Source organism: Pseudomonas sp. GW821-FHT02H09 (genome assembly GCF_059421425.1).
Genome location: NZ_JBWKVA010000006.1, coordinates 179,476 through 194,580 on the forward strand (window position 1 = coordinate 179,476; position 15,105 = coordinate 194,580).

Consider the following 15,105-nt stretch of genomic DNA (forward strand, 5'->3'; position numbering starts at 1 on the left):
CTGCTCATAAAGCTACGATCAGAAGTTAAAGTGATTTGTTAAGAGTAAGATTTTTTTGGTATTACAAAAGCGCTTCTGCTATGGATTCAAGCAGGGAGGGAAAAAGGTGGAGAGTCGATCTGTAAGCCGGGTTCTGTCGAGGACAGTCATTCGTCTACGATGGCCATCACTGGACATCTTTAGCAACCTACCCGGTTCCAGCGCGGGCCACGCCTTGGAACCCTATTTGGTCTTGCTCCGAGTGGGGTTTACCTAGCCACGAACTGTTGCCAGTCGTGCGGTGCGCTCTTACCGCACCTTTTCACCCTTACCGGCACCGAAGTGCTTAGGCGGTTATTTTCTGTGGCACTTTCCGTAGGCTCACGCCTCCCAGGCATTACCTGGCACTCCGCCCTATGGAGCCCGGACTTTCCTCCCCCCCCTAATTTTCATAGAGGGCAGCGACTGTCCAATCGACTCTCCGTCGCAAAGATTAACGGCAGAACCGCTCAAGAACAAGCGCTAAAAGCCTTTTGCCACTCCGCGACCTGCGACCTACTCGCCTTTCTGCTTGTCCAGGGCAACCTGATACAAGACATTTTTGCGCTCGCCGGTAATTTCCGCCGCCAATGCCGCAGCTCGTTTGAGCGGCATCTCTTTTAGCAACAAATCGAGAATGCGCATCGCCTCGCCACTGACCGCCTCGTCGCTTACCGGCGTGGACCACCCCTCCACCAGCACAACGCACTCACCGCGCTGCTGATTGCTGTCGCCTTCGACAAAAGCCCGCAAGTCCGCCAGCGGCAAACCCTTGAGTGTCTCGAAGGTTTTGGTCAACTCCCGAGCCAGCAACGCCAGACGTCCAGCGCCAAATACCAGCTCCATATCCTGCAGGCACTCAAGAATCCGGTGCGGGGCTTCGTAGAAAATCAGTGTGCGCGGCTCTTCCTTCAAGAGCTCCAGGCGAGCGCGACGCCCCACAGCCTTGGCCGGTAGAAAACCCTCAAAGATAAAACGATCAGAGGGTAAACCTGCCGCAGACAAGGCGGCGATCAGCGCGCAGGCGCCCGGCACAGGCACCACATTGATACCGGCAGCCCGGGCTTGACGAACCAGATGGTAGCCGGGATCGGAAATCAGCGGCGTACCCGCGTCGGAAATCAGCGCCACGTTGTCGCCGGCCAGTAATCGAGTAATGAAACGACTGCCTTCGTCGCGTTCATTGTGCTCATGACACGCCGCCAGCGGTGTCGAAATACCGAAGTGCTGCATCAGCCGCAAGGAATGACGCGTGTCTTCTGCGGCAATCAATGCCACCTCGCGCAATATTTTCAGCGCCCGCGCACTGATGTCGTCCAGGTTGCCGATGGGCGTCGCCACCACATAAAGCGAGCCAGCAGCGGAATTCAAAGCACCTGGAGCAGTCAAAGCGCACACCTCTTGATCGGTAAAAGCGCCATTGTAGCCTGTTGAGGCCTTCGCAATGCGCTCCACAGACACCTTGTAGACCTGCGTTTTTCAGTCTTTCCCGAAGTCCTGCAACATTTACACGACCTAATTTAACGGTTTAACGCCAGTAACATCGCGCCCCGGCCAGTGCTTGGGTACAATTCCACGCTAATTTGATCGAGTATCAGGAACACTTACATGATCGCTTGCCTGCGGCTGTTCTCTGCCCTCTGCCTCGCTGCCCTGCTGGCGGCTTGCGCCAGCTCGCCCTCGTCCAGCCTTGGCGAACTTCCACGAACTCCGGAAGCCAGTATCGAGCAGTTGCTCGAACAGGCCGCCGCCAACAAAACGCCCGAGAAAGCCGCCTTGCTGCGCTTGAGCGCGGCGGACCTGGCCTATCACCAAAACAAGGCCGGTCAGGCTGCGCAGATTCTTGCGCAAGTCCCGCTGGAACAACTCAAGCCTGGTCAACAGGTTTTCGCCAGCACCCTGGCGGCCGAACTGGCCATGACCCGCAACCAGCCCAAGGCGGCGCTGACAGCTTTGGGCCACCCAAGTCTGCAGCGTCTGGGCGAGTTGCCGGTCGAGCAACAGATCCGCACCGACAGCGTACACGTTCTCGCGCTTGAGGCTGATGGCCAGACCCTGGCCGCCGCGCGGGAACGCACCCTCATCGCCCCGTTGCTCAGCGGCGATGCCGCCAGTAAAAACCACGAAACGATCTGGGCCCTGATCGCCGCCCTGCCTGCCGAACAATTGCAACCCATCAGCAATGACGATCTCGGTGGCTGGATGAGCCTGGCCCTGGCAGTGAAAAACGCCGGCACTCTGGAACAACAACAAGCCGCCATCGATAAATGGCGCGCGCAGCACCCTAATCACCCTGCCGCCATTCAACTGCCACTGCCATTGACCAAGCTCAAGGAACTGGTCAGCCAACCACTGAGCAAAATCGCCCTGCTGTTGCCACAGGACGGCCCGCTGGCCTCGGTCGGCAAAGCGCTGCGCGAAGGCTTCGTGGCTGCTCACTACCAGGCTCAACAAGCCGGGCAGAAACCGCCAAGCATCGAGTTTTATGACAGTTCGCGCCTGACCTCGCTGGACGATTTCTATCGCAAGGCGCAGGCCGACGGCGTGCAACTGGTGATCGGCCCGCTGGAAAAACCGCTGGTCAAACAACTCAGCGCTCGTGCGCAACTGCCGATCACCACTCTGGCTCTGAACTACAGCGAAAGCGAACAAGGACCGGCACAGCTGTTCCAGTTCGGCCTTGCCGCCGAAGATGAAGCCCGCGAAGTGTCTCGCCGCGCCCGCGCCGATGGCCTGCATCGCGCTGCCGCCATGGTGCCGAAAGGTGAATGGGGTGATCGCGTACTCAAAGCCTTCCGCCAGGATTGGGAAGCCAACGGCGGTACCGTGATCGGCGTCGAACACGTCGACCAGCCGGTTGCTCTGGCCCAGCAGATTGCCGACCTGTTCCAGCTGCGTCAGAGTGAAGGTCGCGCCAAGAGCCTGCAAAACACTGTAGGTTCGCAGGTGACCGCACAACCTTCGCGCCGCCAGGACATCGATTTCATTTTCCTCGCCACTACCCCACAGCAAGCCCAACAGATCAAGCCGACCCTGAACTTCCAGTACGCAGGTGACGTGCCGGTTTACGCCACCTCGCACGTATTCAGCGCCAGCGGCGATCAAAACCAGTACAACGACATGAATGGTGTGCGCTTCTGCGAAACACCATGGCTGCTGGATGCCAACGATCCACTGCGCAAGCAAGTGACTGCACAATGGCCACAAGCCGGCGGCAGCCTGGGTCGCCTGTACGCAATGGGCGTCGATGCCTATCGCCTTGCGCCGCGCCTGGGTCAGCTCAAGTCACTGCCAGACAGCCGCATTGAAGGGCTGTCAGGGAGCCTGAGCATGAGCCGGACACAACGCGTCCAGCGCCAGCTGCCCTGGGCCCAGTTCGTCAGCGGCCAGGTTCAACGCCTGCCGGATACCCCACACTGATGCCTGACAGGTCACGCCAACAAAGCGGAAAAGATGCGGAAAGCCAGGCGCTCAAGCATCTCCAGCAACAAGGTCTGCGCCTGCTGGCGCAGAACTGGTTGTGCAAACGCGGCGAGCTTGATCTGGTCATGCTTGACGGCGATACAGTAGTATTCGTTGAAGTCCGTTATAGACAACACACGCAATGGGGTGGCGCACTCGGCAGCATCGATGCACGCAAGCGCCAGAAGTTGATACTCGCCGCGCAGTATTTTTTGCTGCGCGAGTCGCGCTGGGCCAATCACCCCTGCCGTTTCGATGTGGTCGCAATAGACAGCACCACCGGCGCAGCACCTCATTTGAACTGGCTACGGAATGCCTTTGACAGCTGATCGAAGCGCTCAAGCCGAGCCGAACACTTTCACTGAACAATTTTGCTCTTTGCTTTGCGGGCTGCACATTCATGTGCCGGAAAGCCGCGCTACTTAAGGTCACACAGATGGACATGCAATCCCGTATTCGCCAGCTTTTTCAGGCCAGTATCGATACCAAGCAACAGGCGATGGACGTACTTGCACCGCACATCGAGCAAGCCAGCCAGGTGATGGTCAACGCCCTGCTCAACGAAGGCAAAATGCTCTCGTGCGGAAACGGCGGCTCTGCGGGCGACGCACAGCATTTCTCCTCCGAACTGCTCAACCGCTTCGAGCGCGAGCGCCCAAGCTTGCCAGCCATCGCACTGACCACCGACAGCTCGACGATCACCTCGATCGCCAACGACTATAGCTACAACGAAGTATTCTCAAAACAGATCCGCGCCCTCGGCCAACCTGGCGATGTTTTGCTGGCGATTTCTACCAGCGGCAACTCGGCGAACATTATTCAAGCGATCCAGGCCGCACACGATCGCGAAATGATTGTCGTAGCATTGACGGGACGCGATGGCGGCGGCATGGCCTCGCTGCTCTTGCCTGAAGACGTCGAAATCCGCGTACCGGCCAATGTCACTGCACGTATTCAGGAAGTCCACCTGCTGGCGATCCACTGCCTTTGCGACTTGATCGACAGCCAACTGTTCGGGAGTGAAGAATGACCCCTAATCGCCTCGGCCTACTGGCCTTGACTCTATGCCTGAGCATCAGCGGCTGCACCACGATGGTTAGCGCCAGCCGCGAAAAACCCATTGAAGATGATCGCGGCACCCGCACCATCGGCAGCAAGATCGACGATTCCTTGATCGAAACCAAGGTCGGCGTGAACGTCGCCAAGGCCAATCCGGACCTGGACAACAACTCGCACATCGTCGTCACCAGCTTCAACGGCGTCGTCCTGCTGGCCGGACAGACTCCGCGCGCCGACCTCAAGGCCCAGGCCGAACAAGCCGCCAGCTCTGTCCAGCGTGTGAAGACAGTGCACAACGAGCTACAAATTCTGCAGCCCTCCTCGCTCCTGGCGCGCCAGAACGACACCTGGCTGACGACCAAGATCAAGACCCAGATGCTTACCGACGCCAGCATTCCTGGCTCGCGCATCAAAGTCGTGACCGAGAATGGCATCGTCTATCTGCTGGGACTGGTAACCAAACAGGAAGCCGCCCAGGCCACCAACCTGGTGCAGGGCGTTTCCGGCGTGCAGAAGATCGTGAAGTTGTTCGAGTACATCGACTGATATCTGCGCACCGACTTGCTGGCGATGACGTCCTTGAGATCGCCATCACCCTGTAGGAGCACGGCTTGCCGGCGATAGCGCCCTGAAGATCGCCATCGCCCTGTAGGAGCACGGCTTGCCGGCGATAGCGTCCTGAAGATCGCCATCGCCGGCAAGCCGTGCTCCTACAGTAATAAAAAAGGCGATCCTTGCGGATCGCCTTTTTTATTACTTGACCACTTTCAGGCTTGGCCGACCGCTTGGACGCGGTGGCTCGCTGTCAGGTGGCGAACCGTCATCATCCGGCTCAACCTCGTCATCGTCCTCTATAGACGATTCCAGATCGAAGACCATGCCTTGGCCGTTCTCGCGAGCATAAATGCCCAGGATGGCGGCTATAGGCACGTAAAGCGTGTGCGGCACACCGCCGAAACGCCCTTCGAAGCTGACCGCATCGTTATCCATGTGCAAATGCCTCACAGCACTGGGCGATACGTTCAGGACAATCTGTCCGTCACTGGCAAAGCCCTGAGGCACCTGCACTGACGGGTACTCGGAATTGACCAGTATGTGCGGGGTGCAATCGTTGTCCACAATCCACTCATAGAGCGCGCGGACCAAATAAGGTCGACTGGAGTTCATAGCGGCTCCTTAAGCCTTAGCGCATATCGCGTTCGACACCAGACAGACTCGCCTGGAAAGCCTCACGCGCAAACTGACGCTCCATATAGTCAAGCAGCGGCTTGGCTGGCCGCGGCAATTCAATACCTAGAATCGGTAAACGCCAGAGTATTGGCAATAGGCAGCAATCGACCAGACTTTGTTCCTCACTGAGGAAAAACGGCTTGTCGGCGAACAGTGGCGAAACACCGGTGAGGCTTTCGCGCAACTCTTTACGAGCCTGTACGCGAGCGGCTTCTTTACTGCGCGGATCCAGAATCAGATCCACCAGCCCACACCAATCGCGCTGAATGCGATGAATCAGCAAACGGCTATTGGCACGTGCCACCGGATAAACCGGCAGCAATGGCGGATGAGGGTAACGCTCATCCAGATATTCCATCACCACGGTTGACTCCCACAACGCCAGATCGCGATCGACCAGGGTGGGCAAGCTGCCGTAAGGGTTCACCTCGATCAGCTTTGGCGGATGACGTCCCGTCTCTACAGAAATGATCTCGGCGCTGACACCCTTCTCTGCGAGCACGATGCGTACTCGGTGGGAATAGTGGTCGGCGGGGTCGGAGTAACAGGCCAACCGATTGGTCACGCCCATGGCGGTCCTCCTCGCTTGTTGAAATAATCGGGAGCAGAAAAACGAGCGCGCCCAAAGGGCGCCTCCCGTAACGCCTGGATGATCCAGACACGTTACACGTTTAGAGACGCCCCTGGGCGCGCACGATTAACAGCAATTACTTACAGCTCTATCAATGAACGTCCTTCCAGTATTCGCGCTTGAGCAGATAAGCAAATACGAAGAAGAAGGCCAGGTAGAGTAACACGTACGTACCGATGCGCTGATGCTGCAGCTTCACCGGGTTGGCCGAATAGGCCAGGAAGGTCACCAGATTCTTGACCTTCTCGTCGAACTGCTCTTGGTTCAGTGTGCCGGTTTTCGGCAATACCGTCAGCTGATCGCACGCTTCATGAGTCAAAGGCGTACCAGTCAGCGGATCGAATTGCTTCTTGCCGTTTTCGACGATTTGAACTTGTTTGCAGCCTACGACCTGACGGCCTTGCAGCCCCGCCAGAACGTTAGGCATACCGACATTCGGGAATACCTTGTTGTTCACACCCCAAGGGCGTGCCGGATCTTCGTAGAAAGAACGCAGGTAGCCGTAGAGCCAGTCAGTACCTCGAACGCGAGCCACCAGGGTCAGGTCGGGCGGAGCCGCACCGAACCAGGCTTTTGCGTCAGCAGGCTGCATGCCAGTGCTCATGTGGTCACCGATCTTGGCGCCAGTGAGCACCAGGTTCTTGAGCATCAGATCATGAGGAATACCCAGATCGTCGGCGACGCGCTCATAGCGCTGGAACTTGGCACTGTGGCACCCCATGCAGTAGTTGGCGAACGTACGCGCGCCATCCTGCATTGCAGCCTTGTCGGAGACGTCGATATCGACCTTTTCCAGCTCAGGACCACCATGTTCGGCCGCGAAGGACAATACAGGCATAGCAGCAAGAATCAGTACAGCAAATAGCTTTTTCATCAGCCAGTCACCCTTTCCGGAACCGGTTTGGTCTTCTCGAGCCTGGTGTAGAACGGCATCAGAATGAAGTAGGCGAAGTACAGGAAGGTACATACCTGCGACAGCAACGTACGTTCCGGAGTTGGCGCCATGACACCCAGCCAGCCAAGAATCACGAAGGCGATACAGAAGACCCACAACCAGATCCTGCTCAGCCAGCCCTTGTAGCGCATGGACTTGACCGGACTACGATCGAGCCAGGGCAGGACGAACAGCAAGGCAATCGAAGCACCCATGGCGACAACGCCCAGGAGCTTGTCGGGAATCGCACGCAGGATCGCGTAGAACGGCGTGAAGTACCAAACCGGCGCAATGTGTTCCGGGGTCTTGAAGGCGTTAGCCACTTCGAAGTTCGGCTTCTCGAGGAAGTAGCCGCCCATTTCCGGGAAGAAGAACACGATCGAGCAGAAGATGAACAGGAACACCACCACGCCGACGATATCTTTCACGGTGTAGTACGGGTGGAAAGCAATGCCATCCAGCGGTACGCCGTTTTCGTCTTTGTGCTTCTTGATGTCCACGCCGTCAGGGTTGTTCGAACCGACTTCGTGCAGTGCCAGAACGTGCAGCACCACCAGACCGAGAATCACGATCGGCAAGGCGACAACGTGCAGGGCGAAGAAGCGGTTCAGGGTAATACCCGAAATCAGGTAGTCGCCACGAATCCACTGGGTCAGGTCGTTGCCGATGACCGGAATCGCACCGAACAGCGAGATGATCACCTGAGCACCCCAGTACGACATCTGGCCCCAAGGCAGCAGGTAGCCCATGAAGGCTTCAGCCATCAGTGCCAGGTAGATCAGCATGCCAAATACCCACACCAGCTCACGCGGCTTCTGATACGAACCGTAGAGCAAGCCACGGAACATGTGCAGATAGACCACGATAAAGAACGCCGAAGCGCCGGTGGAGTGCAGCAGACGCAGGATCGAGCCATACTCGACGTCGCGCATGATGTATTCGACGGAAGCAAATGCTTCTTCTGCCGATGGGTTGTAGCTCATGGTCAGCCAGACACCGGTAACGATCTGGTTAACCAGAACCAGCAGTGCCAGGGAGCCAAAGAAATAGAAGAAGTTGAAGTTCTTCGGGGCGTAGTACTTGCTGAGGTGGTCTTCCCACATTTTGGTTGCGGGAAAGCGTGCATCAATCCAATCCATGAATTTGCTCATCACGCCTTCTCCGTATCGACGCCAATGACAACGACACTGTCCGACTCATAGGAATGCGGTGGTACTGGCAGATTCAGCGGCGCAGGTTGCGACTTGTAGACGCGGCCGGCCAGATCGTAGTGAGAACCGTGGCAAGGGCAGAAATAGCCACCCACCCAATCCTTACCCAGATCCGCTGGCGCCACTTCCGGACGGAAGGTCGGTGAACAGCCCAAGTGTGTGCAGATACCGATCAGCAGCAGAACTTCTGGCTTGATCGACCGCGTTTGCGGGTCGACATAGGTCGGTTGCGTAGAGTTCTTGGAGGTCGGGTCAACCAGCTGCCCCTCGATCTTTTTAAGATTCCCAAGGATTTCCTCGGTACGGCGGACGATGAATACCGGCTGACCGCGCCACTCAGCAATCATCTGCTGGCCTGGATCGATCTTGCTGATATTCACTTTCACCGGTGCACCTGCGGCTTTCGCCTTGGCACTGGGAAACCACGACCCCACGAACGGGACCGCAGCCCCCACCGCTCCTGCAGCACCCACAACGGATGTGGCTGCTACAAGGAAGCGACGCCGGCCTGCATTCACGCCGTCATTGCTCATTCAGTCCTCTCCCATCAGCTTTGTGGCCTGTTAAATCAGGCATCTACTAAGTAAAAATCTGAACTTATAAAAATTTTGCAGAATGGTAAAGAAAAGCCCCTATTCTGACAAGGTAATTACCATCCTGACCCAGCGGCAAGCCTTGTAGTATAGGGGGTCTACGGATGTGGCAAGTTGTCACACTAAAAAACATCGCCCATAAAAAACGCCCAGCTCCGTGAGGAAACTGGGCGCTTTTGAACGCAAAAGCGAATTAACGCTTCGAGTACTGCGGACGCTTACGCGCTTTACGCAGACCAACTTTCTTACGTTCAACTTCACGTGCATCGCGAGTAACGAAACCGGCTTTGCGCAGAGCACCACGCAGAGTTTCGTCGTACTGCATCAGAGCGCGAGTGATACCGTGGCGGATTGCGCCAGCTTGACCACTCACACCACCACCGATCACGGTGACGTAGATGTCGAATTTCTCGACAGTCTCAGTCAATTCCAGCGGCTGACGAACTACCATGCGGGCAGTTTCGCGACCGAAGAAATTATCCAGGGAACGGTTGTTGATGGAGATGTTACCAGTGCCCGGACGCAGGAAAACGCGTGCGGTTGCGGTCTTGCGACGGCCAGTGCCGTAATTTTGAGTCGCCGACATAATGAACTATTCCGTTAAATCTTCAGTTCTTGGGGCTGCTGAGCAGTATGAGGGTGTACAGCGCCCGCATAGACTTTCAGCTTACGGTACATGTCGCGACCCAGCGGGTTCTTCGGCAGCATGCCTTTGACCGCGGTCTCGATCACGCGCTCAGGGGCCTTGGCGATCAGTTTTTCAAAGTTGATCGACTTGATGCCGCCCGGGAAACCGGAGTGGGAGTAGTACATTTTGTCAGTGGTTTTAGCACCGGTAACACGGATCTGCTCGGCGTTGATAACGACGATGTAGTCGCCAGTGTCAACGTGAGGAGTGTACTCAGGCTTGTGCTTGCCACGCAGACGGCTCGCGATTTCGGTGGCCAGACGACCCAGGGTCTGACCAGCAGCGTCGACGACAAACCAGTCGCGCTTTACTGTTTCCGGTTTAGCAGTAAAAGTTTTCATTCTTTATAGCCTCAGGGGCCGCCCTGTAAATTAGACGGCGGATCTTACTGAATAGTGCGTACTTTGACAAGTCAAAGGCAGCCGGATACAGACGCTTTCGGGGGCTCGGGTCGGCGCGTCCGTTCAACGGCAAGATTCTTCGGCGGCGGCGCATCACTTCCACTGCAGAAAGAGGTGCGTAATTATGCAGATTGCGAAAAGATTTTCAACCTGCTTTTATGATTGTTTTGCCCAAGGAGCACCCGATGGATTATCGCAAGCTAGGCCGAACCGATCTGAATGTGAGCGCCATCTGTCTCGGGACCATGACCTGGGGCGAGCAAAACAGCGAGTCTGAGGCCTTTGCCCAGATCGAACGGGCCAAGAGTGCCGGGATCAATTTCATCGACACCGCCGAGATGTACCCGGTGCCGCCAAAAGCCGAAACCTATGCCAGCACCGAGCGTTATATCGGCAACTGGTTCAAGACTCGCGGCGATCGTGCCGACTGGGTGCTCGCCAGCAAGATCGCCGGCCCCGGCAACGGAATCGACTACATTCGCGGCGGCCAGCTCAAGCACAACCGCAAGCACATCGTTGAAGCGCTGGATGCCAGCCTCAAGCGCTTGCAGACCGACTGGATCGACCTTTATCAATTGCACTGGCCCGAGCGCAGCACCAACTTCTTCGGTCAACTGGGCTACAAGCACAAGGCCAATGAAGACTTCACCCCACTGGAGGAAATCCTTGAAGCGCTGGACGAGCAGGTCAAGGCTGGCAAGATCCGCCATATTGGCCTGTCCAACGAAACCCCGTGGGGCGCAATGAAATTCCTTGCGTTGGCCGAAAGCCGCGGCTGGCCGCGAGCGGTGTCGATCCAGAACCCGTACAACCTGCTCAACCGCAGCTTTGAAGTGGGCCTGGCGGAAATCGCCATCCGCGAACAGTGCGGGCTGTTGGCTTATTCGCCGCTGGCATTCGGCTTCCTCTCTGGCAAGTATGAAGGCGGGGCACGCCCGGCCAAAGGTCGCTTGAGCCTTTACAGCCGCTTCAGCCGCTACTTCAATCCACAGTCGGAAGCCGCTTGCAGCCGTTATGTCGCCCTGGCTCGCGAACACGGCCTGGATCCGGCGCAAATGGCCCTGGCGTATGTGACCCAGCAGCCGTTCGTGACCAGCAACATCATTGGCGCCACCACCCTTGAGCAACTGGACAGCAACATCGCCAGTGTCGATTTGAAGCTGTCGGATGAAGTCCTGGCAGGGATTGAGGCGATTCACAAGGATCACCCTAACCCGGCGCCATAATTTTCAGCACTGATCGTTCCCACGCTCCGCGTGGGAATGCCGCCATGGATGCTCCGCGTCCACTTCTGAATGTGACGCAGAGCGTCACGGGATGCATTCCCACGCGGAGCGTGGGAATGATCGTTATAAAGACCGCGCAATAATCTCTTTCATGATCTCGTTGGTCCCCGCATAGATCCGCTGCACGCGCGCATCCGCCCAGGCGCGAGCGATAGGGTATTCCCACATGAAGCCGTAACCACCATGCAACTGCACGCATTCGTCGAGCACTTTGCATTGCAGGTCAGTGCCCCAGTACTTGGCCATCGCCGCCGTCGGCACGTCCAGCTTGCCTTGCAGGTGCAGCTCTAGGCAGCGGTCGACGAAGACCCGGCCGATCTGTATTTCAGTGGCCATCTCAGCCAGCTTGAAGCGGGTGTTCTGAAAATCAGCGATCGCCTTGCCGAATGCCTTGCGCTCGCGAGTGTATTCCAGGGTCCACTGCAACGCCGCCTCGGCCGACGCCAGACCGCCTATGGCAACCGTCAGGCGCTCCTGGGGCAACTCCTGCATCAGATAGGCGAAGCCCATCCCGGCCTGCCCCAACAGGTTCTCCTTGGGTACGCGCACGTCCTGGAAGAACAGCTCCGAGGTATCCTGGGCCTTCATGCCGACCTTTTCCAGACGCTTTCCCTTGGCGAAGCCCGGGGTCTGCGCCTCCACCAGGAATAGACTGGTACCTTTGGCTCCGGCCTTGGGGTCGGTCTTGGCCACGACAATCACCAGATCGGCAAGAAACCCATTGGTGATGAACGTTTTCGAGCCATTGATCACGTACTCGTCACCGTCCAGCACCGCGGTAGTCTTCACCCCTTGCAGGTCGGAACCGGCGCCTGGCTCGGTCATGGCAATGGCCGTGACCATCTCGCCGGAAACCAGTTTTGGCAGGTATTTGTGCTTCAAGGCTTCACTGCCGTAATGCAGGATGTACGGAGCAACGATGTCCGAATGCAGCGAAAAGCCTATGCCGGTCAACCCGAGACGACCAACCTCTTCGATCACCACCGCGCTATAGAGGAAATCAGCTCCTAGCCCACCATATTCTTCCGGCAGATGCGAGCAGAGCATCCCCGCCTCCCCCGCCTTGTTCCACAGTTTGCGATCGACGTACCCCTGCTTTTCCCACTGCGCATGGAACGGAACAGCCTCTTTTTCGAGAAAGGTACGTACGCTGTCGCGAAAGAGTTCGTGCTCGGAACTGAACAAGGTTCTGGGGATCATGCACACACCTGTAATTATTGTTAGCCGGGATTGACTCACAGAGCCTATGCCGCCTATCCATCACAGGACACTGGACACATCCGACAAAAAATAAGACGATCCAGCCGTTTGGTGACCACTTTCCCCTATAAGAATAATTGAATTATGTCTATCCAACTCTCCACGCCCCTACGGCGTGTCAGCATCCTGGCTATTGATCGGGTTTTTGCGTCAACCCTCATGCAAGCCAAGGATTTCTTCCATCTGGCCAGCCTGCGTTATGGCAAACAACTCGGCCACGGCCTGACCCCGGCATTCGAAACCCGTCTGGTCAGCCCCGATGGACAATCGGTGTGTAGCTTCAGCGATGTGATTTTGCCGGTGGACGGCGGCCTGGAAAATACCGACGTGATCATCCTCCCGGCCTTCTGGGACGACTTCGAAACGCTCTGCCAGCGTTATCCACAAGTGATGCCATGGCTGCGCGAACAACACGCACGCGGTGCCGTGCTCTGCGGCGAAGCCACCGGAGTGTTCTGGCTTGCCGAAGCCGGCTTGCTCGACGGCAAGGAAGCGACCACCTACTGGCGCTTCTTCAATGCCTTCAGCGAACGCTTCCCAAAGGTCCAGCTCAATCAGGACAAGCACCTGACCGACGCCGACAACCTGTACTGCGCTGGCGGCACCACGTCGGCCTGCGACCTTTATATCTACCTGATCGAGCGCTTCTGCGGCGCCAACGTCGCCCAGGCCGTGGCCCGGGACATTCTCTACGAAGTGCAACGCAGCTACGCCCCCGGCCGAATCGGTTTCGGCGGGCAAAAACTGCACCAGGACGTGATCATCCTGCAGATCCAGCACTGGCTCGAAGAACACTTCGCCGACAAGTTCCGCTTCGAGGACGTCGCCCGCGAACACGGGATGAGCATCCGCAACTTCATGCGCCGTTTCCAGACCGCCACCGGCGACAAGCCGCTGCACTACCTGCAACGCCTGCGCATCGAAACCGCCAAGGGCCTGCTCTCGGCCAGCCGCAAAAGCATCAAGACCATCAGCTATGAAGTCGGCTATGACGATGCCAGCTTCTTCGCTCGATTGTTCCGCCAGCACACCGAGCTGTCGCCGAATCAGTATCGGCAGCAGTTTCAGCAGGCGGCATAGCACCAGCCAACAAGCTGATCGTTCCCACGCTCTGTGTGGGAACGATCAGTTGGAGCGACGCACAGCACAAAAAAGGGCCTGCAATGCAGGCCCTTTTTTATTTTCGGAAACGTCCTACGGCTTGTGCGCCCGCGACAGAAATTCGTGGGACTGCATTTCCAGCAAACGGCTGAGGGTGCGCTGGAACTCGAAGTTCAAGCGACCGCCGGTGTAGAGGTCCTTGAGCTCGACTTCAGCGGAGATGATCAGCTTGACGTTACGGTCGTAGAACTCGTCGACCATGTTGATGAAGCGTCGGGCGATGTCGTCGGTGGTGACGGTCATCTGCTCGACGCCACTGAGCAGCACGGCGTGGAAGATCTTGCCCAGCTCGATGTAGTCGTTCTGGCTGCGAGGGCCGTCGCAGAGTTCGCGGAAGTCGAACCAGGCCACGTCATCGCAGGTGCGCAAGGCACGGATTTCGCGGTTTTCAATCATCAGCACATCGTTTTCGACGGCCTGAGTGCATTCCGGAGTCAGGGCACGGAAGCTCTTGCGCAGGCTTTCGTTGGCCGCTTTGTCCAGCGGGTAGTGGAACAGCTCGGCCTGTTCGAGATGACGCAGGCGATAATCGACGCCGCTGTCGACGTTGACAATATCGGTGTTCTGCTTGATCAGGGCGATAGCCGGCAAGAAGCGCGCACGTTGCAGACCATCTTTGTACAGACCGTCCGGGACGATGTTCGAGGTGGCAACAAGCGTTACACCATTCTTGAACAGCTCTTCCATCAACGTGCCAAGAATCATGGCGTCGGTGATGTCGGAAACGAAGAACTCATCGAAACAGATCACCCGTGCTTCGTCGGAGAAGCGCTTGGCGATGATGGTCAGCGGGTTTTTCTCGCCGCTGAGGGTCTTCATCTCTTCGTGCACGCGCTTCATGAAGCGGTGGAAGTGAGTGCGGACCTTTTCCTTGAACGGCAGGGCTTCGAAGAAGGTATCGACCAGATAGGTCTTGCCGCGGCCGACGCCACCCCAGAAGTACAGCCCCTTGACCGGCGCCTGATCTTTTTTGCCAAACAGTTTACCGAACAGGCCCGGCTTGCTATGCGAAGCCGCGACCAGATCGTCGTACAGGCGTTGCAAATGACGTACCGCAGTTTCCTGGGCGGCATCATGGAAAAATTCCGGGCGTTTCAGATCAGCTTGATATCGTTCTAGGGGGTTCATAATTCGTTAGCAAGGCAACAAAAACGGGCCGTCACTGTAGCGA

At 57.3% G+C, this 15,105-nt stretch carries 16 protein-coding genes and 1 other RNA gene; 6 read left to right on the forward strand and 11 right to left on the reverse strand.

Annotated elements, in window-relative coordinates:
- Window positions 1-106: 106 nt before the first annotated feature.
- Together rnpB and rsmI are read right to left on the reverse strand one after the other, a co-directional pair.
- Window positions 107-460, reverse strand: an RNA gene (rnpB, locus tag AC07VR_RS10165) — RNase P RNA component class A.
- A 74-nt stretch (window positions 461-534) separates the two neighbouring features.
- On the reverse strand, window positions 535-1,407 hold the full coding sequence (rsmI, locus tag AC07VR_RS10170) for a 16S rRNA (cytidine(1402)-2'-O)-methyltransferase (RefSeq protein ID WP_494991859.1): 873 nt from the start codon (window positions 1,405-1,407) through the stop codon (window positions 535-537).
- A gap of 219 nt (window positions 1,408-1,626) precedes the next feature.
- Between rsmI and AC07VR_RS10175 the strand changes: the two genes are divergently transcribed.
- The 4 genes from AC07VR_RS10175 (at window position 1,627) to AC07VR_RS10190 (ending at window position 5,085) form a co-directional block, all read left to right on the forward strand.
- The gene (locus AC07VR_RS10175) at window positions 1,627-3,438 is read left to right on the forward strand and encodes a penicillin-binding protein activator (RefSeq protein ID WP_495011169.1); all 1,812 of its coding nucleotides are present in this window, start codon (window positions 1,627-1,629) and stop codon (window positions 3,436-3,438) included.
- Window positions 3,438-3,809 (forward strand): YraN family protein, encoded by a 372-nt coding sequence (locus AC07VR_RS10180; RefSeq protein ID WP_494991857.1) that lies wholly within the window; start codon window positions 3,438-3,440, stop codon window positions 3,807-3,809. The genes AC07VR_RS10175 and AC07VR_RS10180 overlap by 1 nt, the downstream gene beginning before the upstream one ends.
- Window positions 3,810-3,916: 107 nt before the next feature.
- The gene (locus tag AC07VR_RS10185; protein WP_007928463.1) at window positions 3,917-4,510 is read left to right on the forward strand and encodes a phosphoheptose isomerase; all 594 of its coding nucleotides are present in this window, start codon (window positions 3,917-3,919) and stop codon (window positions 4,508-4,510) included.
- Entirely contained in the window at window positions 4,507-5,085 is a 579-nt protein-coding gene (locus tag AC07VR_RS10190; protein ID WP_494991856.1) for a BON domain-containing protein, read from the forward strand. Before AC07VR_RS10185 ends, AC07VR_RS10190 begins: the two co-directional genes overlap by 4 nt.
- Window positions 5,086-5,292: 207 nt before the next feature.
- Here the strand turns inward: AC07VR_RS10190 and AC07VR_RS10195 are convergent, their stop codons facing one another.
- From AC07VR_RS10195 to rplM, 7 genes are all read right to left on the reverse strand, one after another.
- Complete coding sequence (locus tag AC07VR_RS10195) at window positions 5,293-5,706, reverse strand: ClpXP protease specificity-enhancing factor (protein ID WP_495011170.1); 414 nt, start codon at window positions 5,704-5,706, stop codon at window positions 5,293-5,295.
- Between the two features lie 16 nt (window positions 5,707-5,722).
- Window positions 5,723-6,340, reverse strand: a complete 618-nt coding sequence (locus tag AC07VR_RS10200; protein WP_495011171.1) for a glutathione S-transferase N-terminal domain-containing protein — start codon at window positions 6,338-6,340, stop codon at window positions 5,723-5,725.
- Between the two features lie 151 nt (window positions 6,341-6,491).
- Window positions 6,492-7,274, reverse strand: a complete 783-nt coding sequence (locus tag AC07VR_RS10205) for a cytochrome c1 (RefSeq protein WP_494991853.1) — start codon at window positions 7,272-7,274, stop codon at window positions 6,492-6,494.
- Complete coding sequence (locus AC07VR_RS10210; RefSeq protein ID WP_494991852.1) at window positions 7,274-8,485, reverse strand: cytochrome b; 1,212 nt, start codon at window positions 8,483-8,485, stop codon at window positions 7,274-7,276. Before AC07VR_RS10210 ends, AC07VR_RS10205 begins: the two co-directional genes overlap by 1 nt.
- Window positions 8,485-9,078: a ubiquinol-cytochrome c reductase iron-sulfur subunit gene (gene petA, locus AC07VR_RS10215; protein WP_494991851.1), complete on the reverse strand. Its 594-nt coding sequence runs from the start codon at window positions 9,076-9,078 to the stop codon at window positions 8,485-8,487. Before petA ends, AC07VR_RS10210 begins: the two co-directional genes overlap by 1 nt.
- 253 nt (window positions 9,079-9,331) lie before the next feature.
- Window positions 9,332-9,724: a 30S ribosomal protein S9 gene (gene rpsI / locus AC07VR_RS10220; protein ID WP_002555064.1), complete on the reverse strand. Its 393-nt coding sequence runs from the start codon at window positions 9,722-9,724 to the stop codon at window positions 9,332-9,334.
- 14 nt (window positions 9,725-9,738) lie between these two features.
- Window positions 9,739-10,167, reverse strand: a complete 429-nt coding sequence (gene rplM, locus AC07VR_RS10225; RefSeq protein ID WP_494991850.1) for a 50S ribosomal protein L13 — start codon at window positions 10,165-10,167, stop codon at window positions 9,739-9,741.
- A gap of 245 nt (window positions 10,168-10,412) precedes the next feature.
- On the opposite strand from rplM, the gene AC07VR_RS10230 reads away from it, so the two are divergent.
- A complete protein-coding gene (locus AC07VR_RS10230) occupies window positions 10,413-11,453 on the forward strand; it encodes an NADP(H)-dependent aldo-keto reductase (RefSeq protein WP_494991849.1) in 1,041 nt (346 codons plus the stop codon).
- A 123-nt stretch (window positions 11,454-11,576) separates the two neighbouring features.
- Here the strand turns inward: AC07VR_RS10230 and AC07VR_RS10235 are convergent, their stop codons facing one another.
- Window positions 11,577-12,713: an acyl-CoA dehydrogenase family protein gene (locus AC07VR_RS10235; protein ID WP_495011172.1), complete on the reverse strand. Its 1,137-nt coding sequence runs from the start codon at window positions 12,711-12,713 to the stop codon at window positions 11,577-11,579.
- Between the two features lie 243 nt (window positions 12,714-12,956).
- Between AC07VR_RS10235 and AC07VR_RS10240 the strand changes: the two genes are divergently transcribed.
- Window positions 12,957-13,853: a GlxA family transcriptional regulator gene (locus AC07VR_RS10240; protein ID WP_494992138.1), complete on the forward strand. Its 897-nt coding sequence runs from the start codon at window positions 12,957-12,959 to the stop codon at window positions 13,851-13,853.
- Window positions 13,854-13,967: 114 nt separating this feature from the next.
- Here AC07VR_RS10240 and zapE read toward each other — a convergent pair whose 3' ends face one another.
- Entirely contained in the window at window positions 13,968-15,062 is a 1,095-nt protein-coding gene (gene zapE, locus AC07VR_RS10245) for a cell division protein ZapE (RefSeq protein WP_494991847.1), read from the reverse strand.
- Window positions 15,063-15,105: the final 43 nt, after the last annotated feature.